At 63.7% G+C, this 15,422-nt stretch carries 17 protein-coding genes; 5 read left to right on the top strand and 12 right to left on the bottom strand.

Annotated elements, in window-relative coordinates; genetic code table 11:
• Positions 1–3: 3 nt before the first annotated feature.
• From P6U29_RS37695 to P6U29_RS37655, 9 genes are all read right to left on the bottom strand, one after another.
• Positions 4–981 (bottom strand): type II secretion system F family protein, encoded by a 978-nt coding sequence (locus tag P6U29_RS37695; protein WP_407115173.1) that lies wholly within the window; start codon positions 979–981, stop codon positions 4–6.
• Between the two features lie 16 nt (positions 982–997).
• Complete coding sequence (locus P6U29_RS37690) at positions 998–2,467, bottom strand: CpaF family protein (protein WP_407115172.1); 1,470 nt, start codon at positions 2,465–2,467, stop codon at positions 998–1,000.
• Between the two features lie 21 nt (positions 2,468–2,488).
• On the bottom strand, positions 2,489–3,757 hold the full coding sequence (locus P6U29_RS37685; RefSeq protein WP_122405761.1) for an AAA family ATPase: 1,269 nt from the start codon (positions 3,755–3,757) through the stop codon (positions 2,489–2,491).
• Entirely contained in the window at positions 3,754–4,488 is a 735-nt protein-coding gene (locus P6U29_RS37680) for a CpaD family pilus assembly protein (RefSeq protein WP_407115171.1), read from the bottom strand. Before P6U29_RS37680 ends, P6U29_RS37685 begins: the two co-directional genes overlap by 4 nt.
• Positions 4,489–4,508: 20 nt before the next feature.
• Complete coding sequence (locus P6U29_RS37675) at positions 4,509–5,999, bottom strand: type II and III secretion system protein family protein (protein ID WP_407115170.1); 1,491 nt, start codon at positions 5,997–5,999, stop codon at positions 4,509–4,511.
• A complete protein-coding gene (cpaB, locus tag P6U29_RS37670) occupies positions 5,996–6,793 on the bottom strand; it encodes a Flp pilus assembly protein CpaB (RefSeq protein WP_407115169.1) in 798 nt (265 codons plus the stop codon). The genes P6U29_RS37675 and cpaB overlap by 4 nt, the downstream gene beginning before the upstream one ends.
• Positions 6,794–6,922: 129 nt before the next feature.
• Positions 6,923–7,447 (bottom strand): prepilin peptidase, encoded by a 525-nt coding sequence (locus P6U29_RS37665; RefSeq protein WP_407115168.1) that lies wholly within the window; start codon positions 7,445–7,447, stop codon positions 6,923–6,925.
• 120 nt (positions 7,448–7,567) lie between these two features.
• Positions 7,568–7,714, bottom strand: a complete 147-nt coding sequence (locus tag P6U29_RS37660; RefSeq protein WP_407115167.1) for a hypothetical protein — start codon at positions 7,712–7,714, stop codon at positions 7,568–7,570.
• Positions 7,715–7,784: 70 nt separating this feature from the next.
• Positions 7,785–7,949, bottom strand: a complete 165-nt coding sequence (locus P6U29_RS37655; RefSeq protein WP_407115166.1) for a Flp family type IVb pilin — start codon at positions 7,947–7,949, stop codon at positions 7,785–7,787.
• Positions 7,950–8,218: 269 nt separating this feature from the next.
• Between P6U29_RS37655 and P6U29_RS37650 the strand changes: the two genes are divergently transcribed.
• The 4 genes from P6U29_RS37650 to P6U29_RS37635 all read left to right on the top strand — a co-directional run bounded on the left by P6U29_RS37650 (position 8,219) and on the right by P6U29_RS37635 (position 11,117).
• A complete protein-coding gene (locus P6U29_RS37650; RefSeq protein WP_407115165.1) occupies positions 8,219–9,046 on the top strand; it encodes a sterol desaturase family protein in 828 nt (275 codons plus the stop codon).
• Between the two features lie 156 nt (positions 9,047–9,202).
• Positions 9,203–9,706 carry a pilus assembly protein N-terminal domain-containing protein gene (locus P6U29_RS37645; protein ID WP_407115164.1) on the top strand — a complete coding sequence of 168 codons (504 nt, stop codon included), beginning with the start codon at positions 9,203–9,205 and terminating at the stop codon, positions 9,704–9,706.
• Positions 9,707–9,900: 194 nt separating this feature from the next.
• On the top strand, positions 9,901–10,479 hold the full coding sequence (locus P6U29_RS37640) for a TadE/TadG family type IV pilus assembly protein (protein ID WP_407115163.1): 579 nt from the start codon (positions 9,901–9,903) through the stop codon (positions 10,477–10,479).
• Between the two features lie 23 nt (positions 10,480–10,502).
• Positions 10,503–11,117, top strand: a complete 615-nt coding sequence (locus P6U29_RS37635; protein WP_407115162.1) for a TadE/TadG family type IV pilus assembly protein — start codon at positions 10,503–10,505, stop codon at positions 11,115–11,117.
• 110 nt (positions 11,118–11,227) lie between these two features.
• Here the strand turns inward: P6U29_RS37635 and P6U29_RS37630 are convergent, their stop codons facing one another.
• The 3 genes from P6U29_RS37630 to P6U29_RS37620 all read right to left on the bottom strand — a co-directional run bounded on the left by P6U29_RS37630 (position 11,228) and on the right by P6U29_RS37620 (position 13,606).
• Positions 11,228–11,440: a cold-shock protein gene (locus tag P6U29_RS37630; RefSeq protein WP_027573722.1), complete on the bottom strand. Its 213-nt coding sequence runs from the start codon at positions 11,438–11,440 to the stop codon at positions 11,228–11,230.
• A gap of 268 nt (positions 11,441–11,708) precedes the next feature.
• Positions 11,709–11,996, bottom strand: a complete 288-nt coding sequence (gene infA, locus P6U29_RS37625) for a translation initiation factor IF-1 (protein WP_024340539.1) — start codon at positions 11,994–11,996, stop codon at positions 11,709–11,711.
• A gap of 23 nt (positions 11,997–12,019) precedes the next feature.
• On the bottom strand, positions 12,020–13,606 hold the full coding sequence (locus P6U29_RS37620) for a DEAD/DEAH box helicase (protein WP_407115161.1): 1,587 nt from the start codon (positions 13,604–13,606) through the stop codon (positions 12,020–12,022).
• A gap of 479 nt (positions 13,607–14,085) precedes the next feature.
• Between P6U29_RS37620 and urtA the strand changes: the two genes are divergently transcribed.
• Positions 14,086–15,414, top strand: coding sequence for an urea ABC transporter substrate-binding protein (gene urtA, locus P6U29_RS37615; RefSeq protein WP_407115160.1), 1,329 nt, complete (start codon positions 14,086–14,088; stop codon positions 15,412–15,414).
• The last annotated feature ends 8 nt before the right edge of the window (positions 15,415–15,422 follow it).

The raw sequence follows: 15,422 nt of genomic DNA, 5'->3' as shown, positions 1-15,422 counted from the left end.
CCGTCAGAAATCGAAATTGATCATCTTCTTCATCACCATGATGCCGATCGACATCCAGACGACGCAGCCGACCAGCATCAGCTGTCCGGTGGGATGAGTCCAAAGCAGCGAGATGTATTGCGGTGTCGTGAGATAGACGAGGAACATCACGATCGGCGGCAGCGAGCCGATGATACCGGCCGAGGCCTTGGCCTCCATCGACATCGCCTGGATCTTTTCCTTCATCTTCTTGCGGTCGCGCAGCACCTTGGAGAGATTGCCGAGCGCCTCGGAGAGGTTGCCGCCCGACTTCTGCTGGATCGACACCACGATGCCGAAGAAATTGGCCTCCGGAAGCGGCATGCGCTCATAAAGCCGCGCGCAGGCCTCGCCCAGTGGCATGCCGATCGCCTGCGTCTCGATGATCGCCAGGAACTCGCTGCGCAGCGGCTCGGGCGAATCGGCGGCCACGACCTTGATCGATTCGAACAGGGGCAGGCCCGCCTTGATGCCGCGGACAATCACGTCGACCGCGTCGGGCAGCGCAGCCAGGAACTTGGTTTCGCGGCGCTTCTTCAGGAAGCCGAGAGCCCAGCGCGGCAGGCCGAAGCCGCCGGCAAAGGCGAGACCGACGGCGCCGATCATGCCGCCGCCGGCGAACAGAGCGATCGCAAAAAATACGCCCGCCACGACGGCGGATACGATCCAGAATTTCTGCGGCGTCCAGTCGAGCCCGGCCTGCGACAGGCGGACGCTGAGCGGAGCGCTCTTCTCCTGCGCGCGCCGCGCCTCGAGGTCCTTGAGCGTGGTCTCGACCTGCTCGCGGCGCGAGCGCTGGGTCTTCTCGGCTTGGCGGGCCGTGGGCGCCTCGGCACGCGCGACCGAGGCGCGCCGGCTTTCCGCCTTTCGCTCTCCGGACAGCAGCGGATAGAGGAACACCCAGGCGATGCCACCGACAGCTGCGGTGGCGAGGAAGGCGAGGGCGAGGACCTGCATGTTCATGGCGGTGCTGACCTGCTCACGTCTTTGGCGCGACTTCCGCCGCGTCGAGCGCCGCGGCAAGGCGCTTTTCCTCGCCGTAATAGCGGGCGCGTTCCCAGAACTTCGGACGGCCGATGCCGGTCGAGCGGTGCCGGCCGATGATCTTGCCGTTGGCGTCCTCGCCGACCATGTCGTAGAGGAAGATGTCCTGGGTGATGATGGTGTCACCTTCCATACCCATCACCTCGGTGATGTGGGTGATGCGTCGGGAACCGTCGCGAAGGCGCGCGGCCTGGATGATGACGTCGATCGAGGCGCAGATCATCTCGCGAATGGTGCGCGAGGGTAGCGAGAAGCCGCCCATCGTGATCATGGATTCGCAGCGCGACAGCGCCTCGCGCGGGTTGTTGGCATGCAGCGTGCCCATCGAGCCGTCGTGGCCGGTGTTCATGGCCTGGAGCAGGTCGAAGGCCTCGGGTCCGCGAACCTCGCCGACGATGATGCGTTCGGGCCGCATACGCAGGCAGTTGCGCACCAATTCGCGCATGGTGACCTGGCCCTCGCCCTCGATATTGGGCGGGCGGGTTTCCAGCCGCACCACATGGGGCTGCTGAAGCTGGAGCTCGGCGGCGTCCTCGCAGGTGATGACGCGCTCGTCGTGCTCGATGTAGTTGGTGAGGCAGTTGAGCAGGGTGGTCTTGCCCGAGCCGGTACCGCCGGAAATCAGCACGTTGCAGCGGACGCGGCCGATGATCTGGAGGATCTCGGCGCCTTCCGGCGTGATCGCGCCGAACTTGACGAGCTGATCCAGCGTCAGCTTGTCTTTTTTGAATTTGCGGATGGTGAGCGCGGGGCCGTCGATCGACAGCGGCGGCACGATGGCGTTGACGCGAGAGCCGTCGGCGAGGCGCGCGTCGCAGATCGGCGAGGACTCGTCGACGCGCCGGCCGACTTGGCTGACAATGCGCTGGCAGATGTTGAGAAGCTGTTGGTTGTCGCGGAAGCGGATGCCGGTGCGTTGGATCTTGCCGCCGACCTCGATGTAGACGGTATTGGCGCCATTGACCATGATGTCGGCGATGTCGTCGCGCGACAACAGCGGTTCGAGCGGGCCGTAGCCGAGGACGTCGTTGCAGATGTCGTCGAGCAGCTCCTCCTGCTCGGCGATCGACATCACGATGTTCTTGATCGCGATGATCTCGTTGACGATGTCGCGGATTTCCTCGCGCGCGGACTCCGAATCGAGCTTGGCGAGCTGGGCAAGGTCGATGGCCTCGATCAGTGCGCCGAAGATGGTCGCCTTGACCTCGTAATAATTGTCCGAGCGCCGGCTCTCCATGGCCGGAGGTGGCGGGGCTTTGGCAGGAGCAAGCGGCGGCGAGGCGACGGCCGGCGGAGGCGGGGCGCGCGACACCGTCGGCGCTTGAGCCTGGGCAGGCTCGAGCGACGCGGCGCCGGGCTTCGGCGCCCGAAAGTCGGTGTCTGTTCCGCTACGCTTACCGAACACTTAACAACTCCATGCGGCGGCTTATCTTCCCCGCAACTTCTCAATCAGAGGTGAAAGCAGGGACGACTTTTGCTTCTTGGTCTCGCTGCGGCCGGTGAGGCGCTGGGCGATCTGCAGGAACATCTCGATCGACTTGTGGTTGGCGGAGATCTCCGCGATCATCTGGCCGTTGTTGGCCGCCGAGCCGAAGATCTGCGGCTCGAACGGGATCGAGACGACCGGCTGGCTCTCGATCGCCTTGGCGAACTCCGCGGCGGCGATTTCGGGCCGTTTCGGCACGCCGACCTGGTTCAGGCAGTAGAGCGGCGGCCGGTCGTTGGGGCGCGCGGCCTTCAACAGATCGAACAGGTTCTTGGTATTGCGCAAATTGGCGAGGTCCGGCGCGGCCACGATCAGGATGTCGTCCGCTCCGATTAGGGCGCGCTTGGTCCAGCCCGACCATTGATGCGGAACGTCGAGCACGATGCAGGGCATGGTGGATCGCAGCGTGTCGAACACGGCGTCGAAAGCGTCGGTGCCGAAATCATAGACTCGGTCGAGCGTCGCAGGCGCCGCCAGCAGGCTGAGATGGTCGGTGCATTTCGACAGCAGGCGGTCGATGAAAGCCGTGTCGACGCGGTCGGGCGAGAACACGGCATCGGCAATGCCCTGCGGCGGATCCTGATTGTAGTCGAGCCCGGCGGTGCCGAAGGCGAGGTCGAGGTCGGCGACGACAGCGTCCATCGCGAGGTCGCGCGCGATTGCCCAGGCGACATTGTGGGAGATGGTGGAGGCCCCGACGCCGCCCTTGGCGCCGACCACGGCGATGATGCGGCCGACCGCCTTGGCTTCCGGCGCCGAGAACAGGTTGCAGATCGAGCGCACGACGTCGATCGCGCCGACCGGCGCGAGCACGTAATCGCTGACGCCGCGGCGAACCAGCTCGCGATAGAGCGTGACGTCATTGATGCGGCCGATCACGACCACGCGGGTGCCGGCGTCGCAGACGGTGGCGAGCTGGTCGAGCCCGCCCAAGAGATCGCTGCGGCCGTCGCTTTCGAGCACGATCACGTTCGGCGTGGGGGCCGAGCGGTAGGCTTCGATTGCGGCCGCCATGCCGCCCATCTGGATTTTCAGATGGGCTTTGCCGAGACGGCGATCCTCACCGGCCGACTGGACCGCTGCGGCAGTCTCCACGGTCTCGCAGAAGGCCTGGACCGAGACGCGCGGCGCGGGCGCAATATGCTCCTCGACCGGCGGAGGAGCTGCTGCCGGCTGCTCTTCTTGTGTCTGGCGCGCGTAGCTGATCATTTGCCGGTGTCGCTGAGTTTGGCCTTGTCGGCGTCGGGATAGGTGGTCGCCGTCGAGAGCCCCTTGCGATATTTCTCGAGACCGGTGATGCGCCGCGGCGTGTATGACGGAGTTTCGGGCCGCGGCTGCTCGAGGTCCGACGGATTGTCGACCATGGCCGCGAGGTTGCGCTGATAGGCGCAGCCGTAATTGTAGTAATCCTTGTTCTCGAACCAGCGCTTGTTCTTAATCGAGGGGCCGATGTCCTCCGGCCACAGGCCGCAGGGACCGGCGACCGCCGCGATCTTGGAATAGGTGAGCCGGATCGGCGGCAGGAAACGCTTGTCTTCCGGCTGATACGGGTGAACGCTGACGCCGCGCGGCGGAACGCCTGCCGCCGCCAGCATCGCCTGGATATCACGCATCGTATCCGCGACCGGACGAGCATTGGGCGTATTGGAGGGCACGTCGATGCGAATGGCGCCGGTGCCCTCGTGCAACCACGCCGATGCGAGGCCCATCACGTCGGCGCGCTGGGCGGCGGTCAATCCGCCGCGGGCATGACCGACAAAGACGACGATCGAGCGGTTCTGCTCCTCGACCGCGATCGGGTGGCGCTGCTTGTAATCGTCGGGAATGGAGGCCGTGACGACTTCGTCGTGCTGGCAGCCGCCGAGCATGAGCGCCATGCCGACGAGCGCGCCACCAAGGCGGATGGCGCGTTTGCGAAGCTGGGGTGGTCTTGTGATCATCGTGAAGTCCCCGTTCCGCCTCAGTCGGTGATGAAGCCGTAGGTGCCGCGGTAGCTTTTGGCCGGTTCGGTCCGTCCGGGCACGCCGTAGAGCCGGTTGATATTGCCGATCAGCTGGGCCTGCGGATCCGCAGGCGGGGCGAAGCCGTCATCCGGCCGTGACAGATCCTTTGGTGCCACCGCGCGAACGACATAGGGTGTCACGATCACGACCAGCTCGGTCGCGTTGTTGACGAAGTCGCGGCTGCGGAACAGCGTGCCCAGGATCGGGAGCTGCATCAGTCCCGGCAATCCGCTGACCGCCTGCTTGGTCTGCTGCTGGATCAGGCCAGCCATCGCCATCGCGCCGCCGGAGGGAATTTCCAGCGAGGTCTCGGCGCGGCGGGTCCTGATCGAGGGCACAGTCAGCGAGTTCACCGAGTTCGAGGTGACGGCCTGCGACAGCGTGATCGCATTCTCGTTCGACAGCTCCGAGACCTCGGTCATCACCCGCAGGCTGATCTTGCCTTCGCTCAGCACCACGGGGGTGAAGTTCAGCGAGATGCCGAACTTCTTGAAGCTGATCTGGGTGGTACAGACATGCGTGGTGGGATCGCACGCATAGCCTGCCGGGACCGGGAATTCACCGCCAGCGATAAACGTCGCCGATTCACCGGAGATCGCGGTCAGGTTCGGTTCGGCCAGCGTGCGGATCACGCCCGAGGTTTCCATCGCACGCAAAGTGGCCTGCACCGACGGCGCGGCGCCGAACTTCGTGGTCAAGTTGTTGCCGTCCACGAGGTTCTTGCCGAGAGCCGTGAACGGATTGGAGTTGGAGAAGCTCACCACCGACGTGCCGTAGTTGAGGTTGGCGGTCAGGTCGATGCCGAGCTGCTTGATGATGCTGCGCTGGACTTCCGCCACCGTCACCTTGAGCATGATCTGGTCGCGGCCGCGCACCACGATCGAGTTCACCACCTTGTCGGCGCCGCCGGCCAGGCGCGCGGCGAGATCGTTGGCTTGCTGCGCTTCCATCGGGTTGGCGGCCGTGCCGGTCAGGACGATGCCATCGCCGAGGCCGTCGATCTGGATGTCGGCATTGGGCAGGACCTGCTTCAGCGCGGCCCGTACGCCGTTGAGGTCGCGCTTGACCGCGATGTCATAGGCCGCAATCTGCTGACCGGCGGAATCGAAGAACACGATGTTGGTCTGGCCGACCGCAGCACCGATGATATAGGCGCGCTGCGCCGAGCGGACCACCGCATTGGCAATCTTGGGATCGGCGACCAGCACGTCCTTGATGTCGCGCGGCAGGTCGATCACGATGGACTTGCCGACGCCGAGCGAGAGGAAGCGTGCGTTGATCTGGCCGTCCATCGCGGCCGGCGCCACGGGGCGGTAATCGGCAGCGACCGCCGGGGCGATCGCCGGGTTAAGCGCCAGGGCGAGGGCGGCCGAAAACGACAGGGCGCGGACCAGTGAGGCTCGTATCGTCGCCGAATCTGCCCTGCATTTGATATCGACTGTCTTCATCGTGCCTTAGCCGTCTGACTTGGAATGCCGTAGCGAATGATCGAAACACCCTCTCGCTTCTGCGCGGAGTCATCGAGCGTGATTTCGCTCATCTTGACGTCGACGATACTGCGCAGCGCCAGCGACAGCGTGCCGCTCTGCCGCGCCGCGGACAGCGTTGCGGTCTGCGCGGGACTGAGCTCGAGGGTGACGGTCTTGCCGATCACCGCGTTCTGGCCGTCCTTCTCCTTGGGCGCCTGGTCGATGGCGAGGACGCGGATATTGGCCAGGATGATCTCGGAGGTGACGACGTCGGGTGCGCCGCTGCTCTGGTCCGGGTTCTTCAACCGGCGCGTGAGCAGGACGTCGACGCGATCGTTGGGCAGGATGAAGCCGCCTGCGCCGGTCTCTGGCGAGATCTCGGTCGAGATCGCCCGCATGCCGGTGGGCAGGATTGCCGCCATGAAGCCGGAGCCTTCCGCCTTGACCAGCTTCTGGTCGCGGATCGGCTCACCCTGAATGAACGGAGCCCGTGCGATCGAACCAGCCACCTGGGTCGCACCATCGGGGCGCTCGTTGCGGCGGATGAAGGTGGTGCTGGCGGTCGCGGCCGGCCAGGTCTGCCATTGCACGTCTTCCGGCTTCACGGTCTGGCCGAGGCCGATGTCGTTCTTGGCTACGAGGACGTCGACGGTCGGCAGCTGCGCGACCGGAAGCGGAGGCGGCGCAGAATTGTCGGTGCCGCTCGCCAGGTACGCGGCGACGCCGCCGGCGCAGATGGCGACCGTCAGGACGACAATGCGTGCCCTATTCATACGCTTCAACTTTCCAACAATACGCCGCGACGCTGCCGCCGCCGTGCTCGGCAGTTGACCAGCTATTCGTCAAAGCATGGTTAATGAGGCGTATCTAAATCGCCTTAACGCCGGGTTTACCCGGTGCGTTCAGCGCAGGGCGAGGTGAGCGAGGTCGATCGCCTTCACCCATTCGGTCTCCGGGTAGACCATTAGTGCGCTCAACGCGAGCGCGATACCGTAGGGAATGCCGCTCTCCTTGGCGTGCAGCCGTGCGAGCCAGGCCTGACCCGCGAGCCCGTAGGGCAACGGCCATTGCCGGAACTGGAGCAGGAGCAGCGTCAGCGCGCCGCCGAACAGCGAGGCGTAGAGCAGGAAGTTCATCAGATGTGCAAAGCCGAACCAGAGCGCGACGGAAGCCGCGACCTTTGCGTCGCCGCCGCCCACCCAGCCCATCGCAAAGCAGGTGAAGGCCACGACCAGGAGAAGCGCGCCGGAGCCGACATGACTCAGCATCTCGTAAGGTGCCATGCCACCGGCAAGGGCGAGCACGAAGAAGCCTGCCACCAGCGCCAGCGAGACGCGGTTCGAGATCGTCATCGTGAAGAGATCGCTCGCGGCGGCGAATGCCATCAGGGCCGGGAAGAGCAGAAGGCGCGCAAGGTCGAGGATCATGGGCTGCGTCTTGAGGCCTGGGTTTGCCGCGGGAGCTGGCGTCGCCGGATGCTAGCGCGCAGTTGCTAAACAAACCGACAACGGCGGCGGGGCGCGCGACCGAGGCCGCCGAAGGCGCCTTCACCAGAAGCTGGCAATGCGCGCGGCGAGCGCGACCGTCGCAAGCAGCAGCGCAAGGCAGATCCAATAGGCCGGCGAGCCCGCCTGCGGCGCTTCCGCCTCGTGCGCCGCGACTGCGGTATCGGTTCTGAACTTGTGCAACGCCACTGGAACTCGCCGTCTTCAGAAAAACAAAGGCCCCGGAGGTCCGGGGCTTTTGTCGTCGCTCGTCGGTCGCTTACTTCAGCGACGTGCTGATCGAGCTGAACTTGGTGTTCATCGTGGTGCCGAGGTTGTTGACGACCGTGATGATGGCCAGCGCGATACCGGCGGCGATCAGACCGTATTCGATGGCGGTGGCGCCGGATTCATCCTTCGCGAAACGCGCAATCAAGTTCTTCATGAACCAAAACTCCGTCTAGTGGGATCGCCTCGTTCGGCGCTGTCTTTGACGCGGGGACCATGAGAGCCGAGCTCTTTCGGTAAAGTTAATTCGATCGGGTAAACCCACGCTGGGCGCAATGCTTTTGCCCAGAGTGAATTTCGCCTTAAGACCGCAGCTGCAATTCGTTCCGGTTCCGGATGCATCGGCAGCGCGGCGGCTGCTTCACCCTCCCTTAAATTTCGCGGAGTAGGCCTAAGCAATACTGGAATTCGCGGAGAGAGGCGACGATGTCGAGCCTGCCCATGCAAGTCGCCCTGATGCTCGGCGAGACCATCGTGAAGGTGATCCCCGTCACCTTCGTGCTTGCGGCCGTCTTCACCGTGCTGGAGCATTTCTGGGCCTGCAATCCCGGCGCGCCGTGGTGGCGCAAGCGGGAGATCGTCACCGACATCTGCTACTGGTTCTTCGTGCCGGTGTTCGCCCGCACCATGCGCATCGGACTACTGATCGTCGGCGCCGGCGCCGTCTTCAACATCCACGACGCCGACGAACTCATCGCCTTCTACGACAACGGCCATGGTCCGTTGGCGCAGCTGCCTCTGTGGGTGCAGGCCCTGCTGTTCCTGGTGCTTTCCGATTTCATGCTGTACTGGCTGCACCGGCTTTTCCACGACGGCGGCTTCTGGAAGTACCATGCCATCCATCATTCGTCGGAGGAGATCGGGTGGATCTCCGCGGCCCGTTTCCATCCCGTCAATCTCTTGCTCGGGACGATCAGCGTCGACGTCGTGCTGCTGATGGCCGGTATCTCCCCGAACGTCATGATCTGGGTCGGCCCGTTCACCACCTTCCATTCGGCCTTCGTGCACGCCAACCTGAACTGGACCTTCGGACCGTTCAGATACGTGCTGGCGACGCCGGTATTCCACCGTTGGCATCACACTTCGCTCGAAGAGGGCGGCGACACCAATTTCGCCGGGACTTTTCCGATCTGGGACGTGCTGTTCGGCACCTTCCGCATGCCGGAGGGAAAGCTGCCGCAGGATTATGGCAAGGACGAAGCGACCATGCCGAAGGAGATCGGAGGCCAGCTCGCTTATCCGTTCCGCCATTAGCAGGGGCAGCGGGGCCCGCGAATGCCAGTCCGTTCAAACAATCGTCGGCGAGTTTGCGGAACGTTCACGAATTGAAGGCAGGTTAGCCGGGTCGGGCACCGGCTCCGCTGTTATCTGATCGCTTCTGCCGGTTTGTGACGTCCCGGGGGTAAGAGTATGCGTAAGGAATTGCTGCGCCGCTATGCGCGCGTCTGTCTTCTGGTTGCCGCCGCGGTGCTGGCATGGCCGGCCGCTGGCCTTGCCGAGCCCACCGCCGACGTCATCGCAGTCAATGTCGATCAGGCCAAGCTGGTACGGCTGCCCGGCAAGGTGGCGACGATCGTGGTCGGCAATCCCCTGATCGCCGATGTCACGCTCCAGCCGGGCGGCATGATCGTCGTGACCGGGAAGGGCTATGGGGCCACCAACTTCATCGCGCTCGACCGGGGCGGCGAGATTCTGGTCGACCGCCAGATCCAGGTTGAAGGTCCGAGCGACCGGCTCGTCACCGTCTATCGTGGGATCGAGCGCGAGTCCTACAGTTGCGTACCGCTTTGCCAGCGTCGCGTGACGCTCGGCGACAGCGACACCTACTTCAACAACACGATGAGCCAGGCCGGCTCGCTCAGCAGCAGTGCCAGCGGCGGCGGCGGTGCCGGCGCGGCCGCCAAACCCAACTAGCCGACCGGCGCGTCTGCCAGGCTGCTTGCGGATTCCAGCGCGGCGTTCTCTGGGCGCGCCGTGCTTCCGTGCGGTCTGGTTAACGCATTCCTAACGGCGCGGTCCGCCGGACGCGGATCGCCTGAAACACTTAGACAATCAGTTTCCGCTATTGAACGGGCAGATGATCGCCCGTTGCTGGGGAATTTGACGATATGCCTTCCGCACCTACGAGGTTCACGCTCCGGAAAGCGCTGGCCCGGTTTCGCGGCAACCGCCGCGGCTCCGCAGCCGTCGAATTTGCGCTGGTCGCACCGATGTTCTTCGGGCTGCTGTTCGCCATCATCGAGACGGCGCTGATGTTCTTCTCGAGCCAGGTGCTCGAGACCGTCGCGCAGGATTCCGCGCGCGCGATTCTGACCGGCCAGGCGCAGGCACAGGGCGGCTCGGTGACGGCCTGTCAGACCACGCCCAACACGGTCTCTGCATGCGATCAGACGACGTTCAAGGCCTATGTCTGCAGTAAAATCCCGGCGCTGTTTGATTGCAGCAAGCTTTACGTCGACGTTGTCAGCACCAGCTCCTTCGGGACGCTCAGCCTCACCAACTATGGCGATTCCTGCAATTTCAACCCAACCGGCATGCAGTACAGTGCCGGGACGTCCGGCCAGGTCGTCGTGGTGCGCCTGTTCTATCAGTGGCCGCTCATCGTCACCGGCCTCGGCTACAACATGGGATGCAGCAACAAGCGGCTGATGGTGGCGACAGTGGCGTTCAAGAACGAACCCTTCTGAGGCAGATGGATCTGAGCGGACCAATGCAGGCGATTGCGAATATCTGGAGGAATGCACGTTGCTCCGTGCGCGACTTCGTCGCTGACAAGCGCGCGCTTGCGGCGACCGAATTCGCGGTCATCGTACCGCTGATGCTGGTAATGTTCTTCGGCACCGTCGAATTTTCGTCTGCCGTGGCGATCGACCGCAAGGTCACGTTGATTGCACGGACACTGTCCGATCTGACGTCGCAATCGACGACGCTCGCCGATTCCGACATGCAGAACACGTTTACGGCAAGCATCTCGGTCATCATGCCGTACGACGCTACGCTCGTGAAGGGCACGATCTCCCAGATCTACATCGATGCCAACAGCATCGCCACGGTCCAGTGGAGCAAGGCGGGCACCATTGCAAGCGGCGCGACACAAGCCACGCTGGCGACCTCGGCTCGGAAGGCCGGCGACAAGGTCACCACGATGATTCCCCCGGCGCTCTTGATTCCGTCGAGCTATCTCATACTGAGCGAGGCCAACTACACTTACACGCCGACCGTCGGTTACGTGTTGAAGTCGAGCATAACGCTGAGCGATCTCTCCTACACGCGGCCGCGCCAGGTCACCTGCGTGCCTTACAACGGCGTACCGTCGACGTGCTGAATTTGCGAGCCGACCCTGGAATGAAAAAGGCCGTGCGTCACGCACGGCCTTTTTTATTTGCTTTGTCTGCTCTGCCTCGCTCGAGCCGATCAGGGCTCAGGCCGGCGGGCTCAGCTCGCAGCGCGGAGATTGTCCGCCGCCGACTTGCCAGAGCGGCGGTCGGCCACGATCTCGTAGGAGATCTTCTGGCCTTCGCGCAGCGAGCCGAGACCGGCGCGCTCCACGGCGCTGATGTGGACGAACACGTCTTGGCCGCCGTCGTCGGGCTGAATGAAGCCATAGCCCTTGGTTGCGTTAAACCACTTCACGGTTCCCATGCTCACGGGGGTAGTCCCTTCTCAGATAACACAATGTCAGAGCCCGCTCGCGCGGGCAGGTTAGATCGAATTTCTGGAAGGGTCGTCAGCGTGTCTGAACCGGCTGTACCGGTGGATGCTAATGTCGTCCGGCCGAAAATCGATTAATTCATTTTATCGGAAACAGGGGCCCGAAACAATCCGGACGTGCACGATTTTTTGATCCGCCGTGATGTCAAACGGCGGATCAACATACAGACCGGAATTTATCCCGCGCTTCTCGCGCCGTAGCCTGCTAGCGGCGGCGGAACTGGCCGCCGCGCTGTCCGGGACGCGGCGGTCCGCCCGCCGTGCTGGGACGTTCGTCCTTGTGGCGGAAAATCAGTCGGCCCTTCTCGAGATCATAGGGCGACATCTCCACCGTCACGCGGTCGCCCGCGAGCGTCTTGATGCGGTTCTTCTTCATCTTGCCGGCGGTATAGGCAACGATCTCGTGTCCGGCGTCGAGCTGCACGCGGTAGCGGGCGTCGGGGAGGATTTCGGTGACCAGTCCTTCGAACTGGATCAGCTCTTCCTTAGCCATGAATTTCTCCAGGTCGTGGACGGCTAGTGCGAATAGGGTTTGCGGTTCGGTTGGCTGTTTGGCCGACTCTCGCGGCGCAAAAAGGCAACGCCTTGTATCCCATCAGACGTCCCGGCGCTATGCGCGGAACGCTGTTCCGGACGGTCGACAGGCGATGAATGCATCTTACCACCGGAGCGGCGGCGGCGAGAACCCTTGGAGGCATTCGGGCCGCTGCCGGGCCGTCCGTCAGCATGCCTTGACTCGGCGTGCCGGCCTTCACCGTGCCTGCTGCCGTCGCCTTGCTTGCCGGCGCTATGGTGGCGCCCGTCGGCATGCCGTTCGTCGGCACGGCGTCCATCACCGTGACGTGCGCCTTGCGGGCGCTGGCCGGGGCGGCCGCCCGGCCGGCCCTGTCGTTGCTGCGACGGGGCGGGCCCGGCATCGCGGCGGCCGGCATCGGTGCGATGGTCCTCGCGCGGCAGGGCCACGCGGATCAGCCGCTCGATGTCGCGGAGATAGCTGAGCTCCTCGCCGCCGGCGACCAGGGAGATCGCGGTGCCGTCGGCGCCGGCTCGCGCGGTGCGGCCGATGCGGTGGACGTAGGTTTCGGGGACGTTGGGCAGGTCGAAATTGATGACGTGGCTGATGCCGTCGACGTCGATGCCGCGGGCGGCAATGTCGGTGGCAACCAGGGTGCGGATCTCGCCCGAGCGGAACTGGGCGAGCGTGCGCTCGCGGTGATTCTGCGACTTGTTGCCGTGGATGGCGTTGGCAGCGATGCCGGCCTTGGCCAGCGTCTTCACCACCTTGTCGGCACCGTGCTTGGTGCGGGTGAAGACCAGCGCGCGGTTGATCGCTTCGTCTTGCAGCAGCTTGGTCAGGAAGGTGGGCTTGGCCGAGAAGTCCACCTGCAGGATACGCTGGTTGATCCGCTCGGCGGTCGAGGAGACCGGGGTCACCGCGACACGGGCGGGATCGCGCAGCATGGAATCGGCGAGCTCGGCGATGTCCTTCGGCATGGTGGCCGAGAAGAACAGCGTCTGCCGCTTGATCGGCAGCTTGGCGACGATCTTACGGATGTCGTTGATGAAACCCATGTCGAGCATGCGATCGGCCTCGTCGAGTACGAGGAATTCAACGCTTGAAAGCCTCAAGCCGTTGCTCTGCACGAGGTCGAGCAGGCGGCCGGGGGTGGCGACCAGCACGTCGACCCCCTGCATCAGGGCGCGGACCTGGCGGCCCATGGGAACCCCGCCGATGGCCAGCGCCGAGGACAGGCGGATGTGGCGGCCATAAGCGTTGAAGCTGTCGAGGATCTGGCCGGACAGCTCGCGGGTCGGCGACAGCACCAGGACACGGGCGGTCTTGGGCTGCGGCTTGATGCGGTTCTCGAGCAGACGATGCAGGATCGGCAGCGCGAAAGACGCGGTCTTGCCGGTGCCGGTCTGGGCGATACCGACGACGTCGCGGCCGGTCAGGGCCAGCGGGATGGTCTGGGCCTGGATCGGGGTCGGGGTGACGTAGTTTTCTTCGTTGAGGGCACGGGAAATGGGATCGGCCAGGCCGAAGTCCTGAAAGGAAGTCAAAAGAGGGGTTCTTTCCATGTCAAAAGCGGGCGCCCGGCGCATTCAGCGCGGCGCGCGCAAAAGGGTGTCTAGAAGACACCTGCGTGTTTGGGGTGTCGGATGGCTTGGGTGATATGGGGCAAGCCAGAGGCCCGGAGGGGCTTAAGAACACGCGGCTCGCTACGACCCCTTGATTCGCAAGGGGTCTCCGCTGTTCATATGGAACATCGGGGGGGCGCTTTCAAGGCAAGTCGGCCTCAAACAGCGGTTGCGGTGCAGAAATAGTTGTGCCGGAAATTTAGCCAGATTTGGCATTTTGCTCAGAAAATGCCCTGCCTGCCGCTTTCGCATACATTTGAGTTGCCTATAGTTTGGGCGATCTGACTGCGGCGAAACTCGGATTTCCGGCAATTACGTGAGTGGAGTCAATGAGTTGATGGGTGCTCAGTCCATGGCATGGTTCTTGCGATTCCGTTAATCGCAGGCGGCCGTGGGGCCGTTTCGCAGCGTTTTCACGTCTGCGTCAGGGAGATGAGACACTCATGTTTAGCAAATCCACTCACGATATAGCGGCGTCATTTAGCCGCCGCGGCGTGCTCGCCGCGACCGCCGGACTGGTGCTTGGTCTGGCTTCATTGACTGGCGCGAAGGCCGCGGACGACACCATCAAAGTCGGCGTGCTCCACTCCCTGTCCGGCACCATGGCGATCAGCGAAACCACGCTGAAGGACACCATCCTCTTCCTGATCGACGAGCAGAACAAGAAGGGCGGCGTGCTCGGCAAGAAGCTGGAAGCCGTCGTCGTCGACCCCGCGTCGAACTGGCCGCTGTTCGCCGAAAAGGCGCGCGAGCTGATCACCAAGGACAAGGTCTCGGTCGTGTTCGGCTGCTGGACCTCGGTGTCGCGCAAGTCGGTGCTCCCGGTGTTCAAGGAGCTCAACAACGTCCTGTTCTACCCTGTGCAGTACGAGGGCGAGGAGAGCGAGCGCAACGTGTTCTACACGGGTGCCGCGCCGAACCAGCAGGCGATCCCCGCCGTCGACTATCTGATGAAGGAAGAGAAGGTGAAGCGCTGGGTGCTTGCGGGCACCGACTACGTCTATCCGCGCACCACCAACAAGATCCTGGAAGCCTATCTGAAGTCGAAGGGGGTTGCCCAGGAAGACATCATGATCAACTACACGCCCTTCGGTCATTCCGACTGGCAGACGATCGTGGCTGACATCAAGAAGTTCGGCTCGGCCGGCAAGAAGACCGCGGTGGTCTCGACCATCAATGGCGACGCCAACGTTCCCTTCTACAAGGAGCTCGGCAACCAGGGCATCAAGGCGAAGGATATCCCGGTCGTCGCGTTCTCGGTGGGTGAGGAAGAGCTCGCCGGCATCGACACCAAGCCGCTGGTCGGCCATCTCGCCGCCTGGAACTACTTCGAGTCGATCAAGACCAAGGACGGATCGAACGAGAAGTTCATCAAGGACTGGCAGGCCTACACCAAGAATCCGAAGCGCGTGACCAACGACCCCATGGAAGCGCATGTGATCGGCTTCAACATGTGGGTGAAGGCGGTCGAGAAGGTGAAGTCGACCGATCCGGACAAGGTGATCGATGCGCTTCCCGGCATCGAGGCGCCGAACCTGACCGGTGGCGTGTCGAAGATGCTGCCGAACCACCACATCACCAAGCCGGTGTTCATCGGTGAGATCAAGGCGAACGGCCAGTTCGACGTGGTCTGGAAGACCCCCGGCCTCGTCGCGGGTGACGCCTGGTCGAAGGAGCTCGAGGGCTCCAAGGACCTGATCGGCGACTGGGTCGGCAAGAAGTGCGGCAACTTCAACACCAAGACCAACAAGTGCCTCGGCTCGGGTTCCTGATCCCGATC

The organism is Bradyrhizobium sp. LMG 9283, assembly GCF_045571415.1.
Classification (GTDB): domain Bacteria; phylum Pseudomonadota; class Alphaproteobacteria; order Rhizobiales; family Xanthobacteraceae; genus Bradyrhizobium.
The sequence above is the reverse complement of the archived record's forward strand: the minus strand, read 5'-3'. Positions and strand labels throughout refer to the sequence as shown.

Coding starts and splice junctions, on each gene's coding strand:
- P6U29_RS37640 (WP_407115163.1), top strand. CDS start 9,901: ATGCCTTCCGCACCTACGAGGTTCACGCTCCGGAAAGCGCTGGCCCGG.
- P6U29_RS37645 (WP_407115164.1), top strand. CDS start 9,203: ATGCGTAAGGAATTGCTGCGCCGCTATGCGCGCGTCTGTCTTCTGGTT.
- P6U29_RS37650 (WP_407115165.1), top strand. CDS start 8,219: ATGTCGAGCCTGCCCATGCAAGTCGCCCTGATGCTCGGCGAGACCATC.
- P6U29_RS37695 (WP_407115173.1), bottom strand. CDS start 981: ATGAACATGCAGGTCCTCGCCCTCGCCTTCCTCGCCACCGCAGCTGTC.
- P6U29_RS37675 (WP_407115170.1), bottom strand. CDS start 5,999: ATGAAGACAGTCGATATCAAATGCAGGGCAGATTCGGCGACGATACGA.
- P6U29_RS37685 (WP_122405761.1), bottom strand. CDS start 3,757: ATGATCAGCTACGCGCGCCAGACACAAGAAGAGCAGCCGGCAGCAGCT.
- P6U29_RS37620 (WP_407115161.1), bottom strand. CDS start 13,606: ATGCGCCGGGCGCCCGCTTTTGACATGGAAAGAACCCCTCTTTTGACT.
- cpaB (WP_407115169.1), bottom strand. CDS start 6,793: ATGAATAGGGCACGCATTGTCGTCCTGACGGTCGCCATCTGCGCCGGC.
- P6U29_RS37635 (WP_407115162.1), top strand. CDS start 10,503: ATGCAGGCGATTGCGAATATCTGGAGGAATGCACGTTGCTCCGTGCGC.
- infA (WP_024340539.1), bottom strand. CDS start 11,996: ATGGCTAAGGAAGAGCTGATCCAGTTCGAAGGACTGGTCACCGAAATC.
- P6U29_RS37680 (WP_407115171.1), bottom strand. CDS start 4,488: ATGATCACAAGACCACCCCAGCTTCGCAAACGCGCCATCCGCCTTGGT.
- urtA (WP_407115160.1), top strand. CDS start 14,086: ATGTTTAGCAAATCCACTCACGATATAGCGGCGTCATTTAGCCGCCGC.
- P6U29_RS37655 (WP_407115166.1), bottom strand. CDS start 7,949: ATGAAGAACTTGATTGCGCGTTTCGCGAAGGATGAATCCGGCGCCACC.
- P6U29_RS37665 (WP_407115168.1), bottom strand. CDS start 7,447: ATGATCCTCGACCTTGCGCGCCTTCTGCTCTTCCCGGCCCTGATGGCA.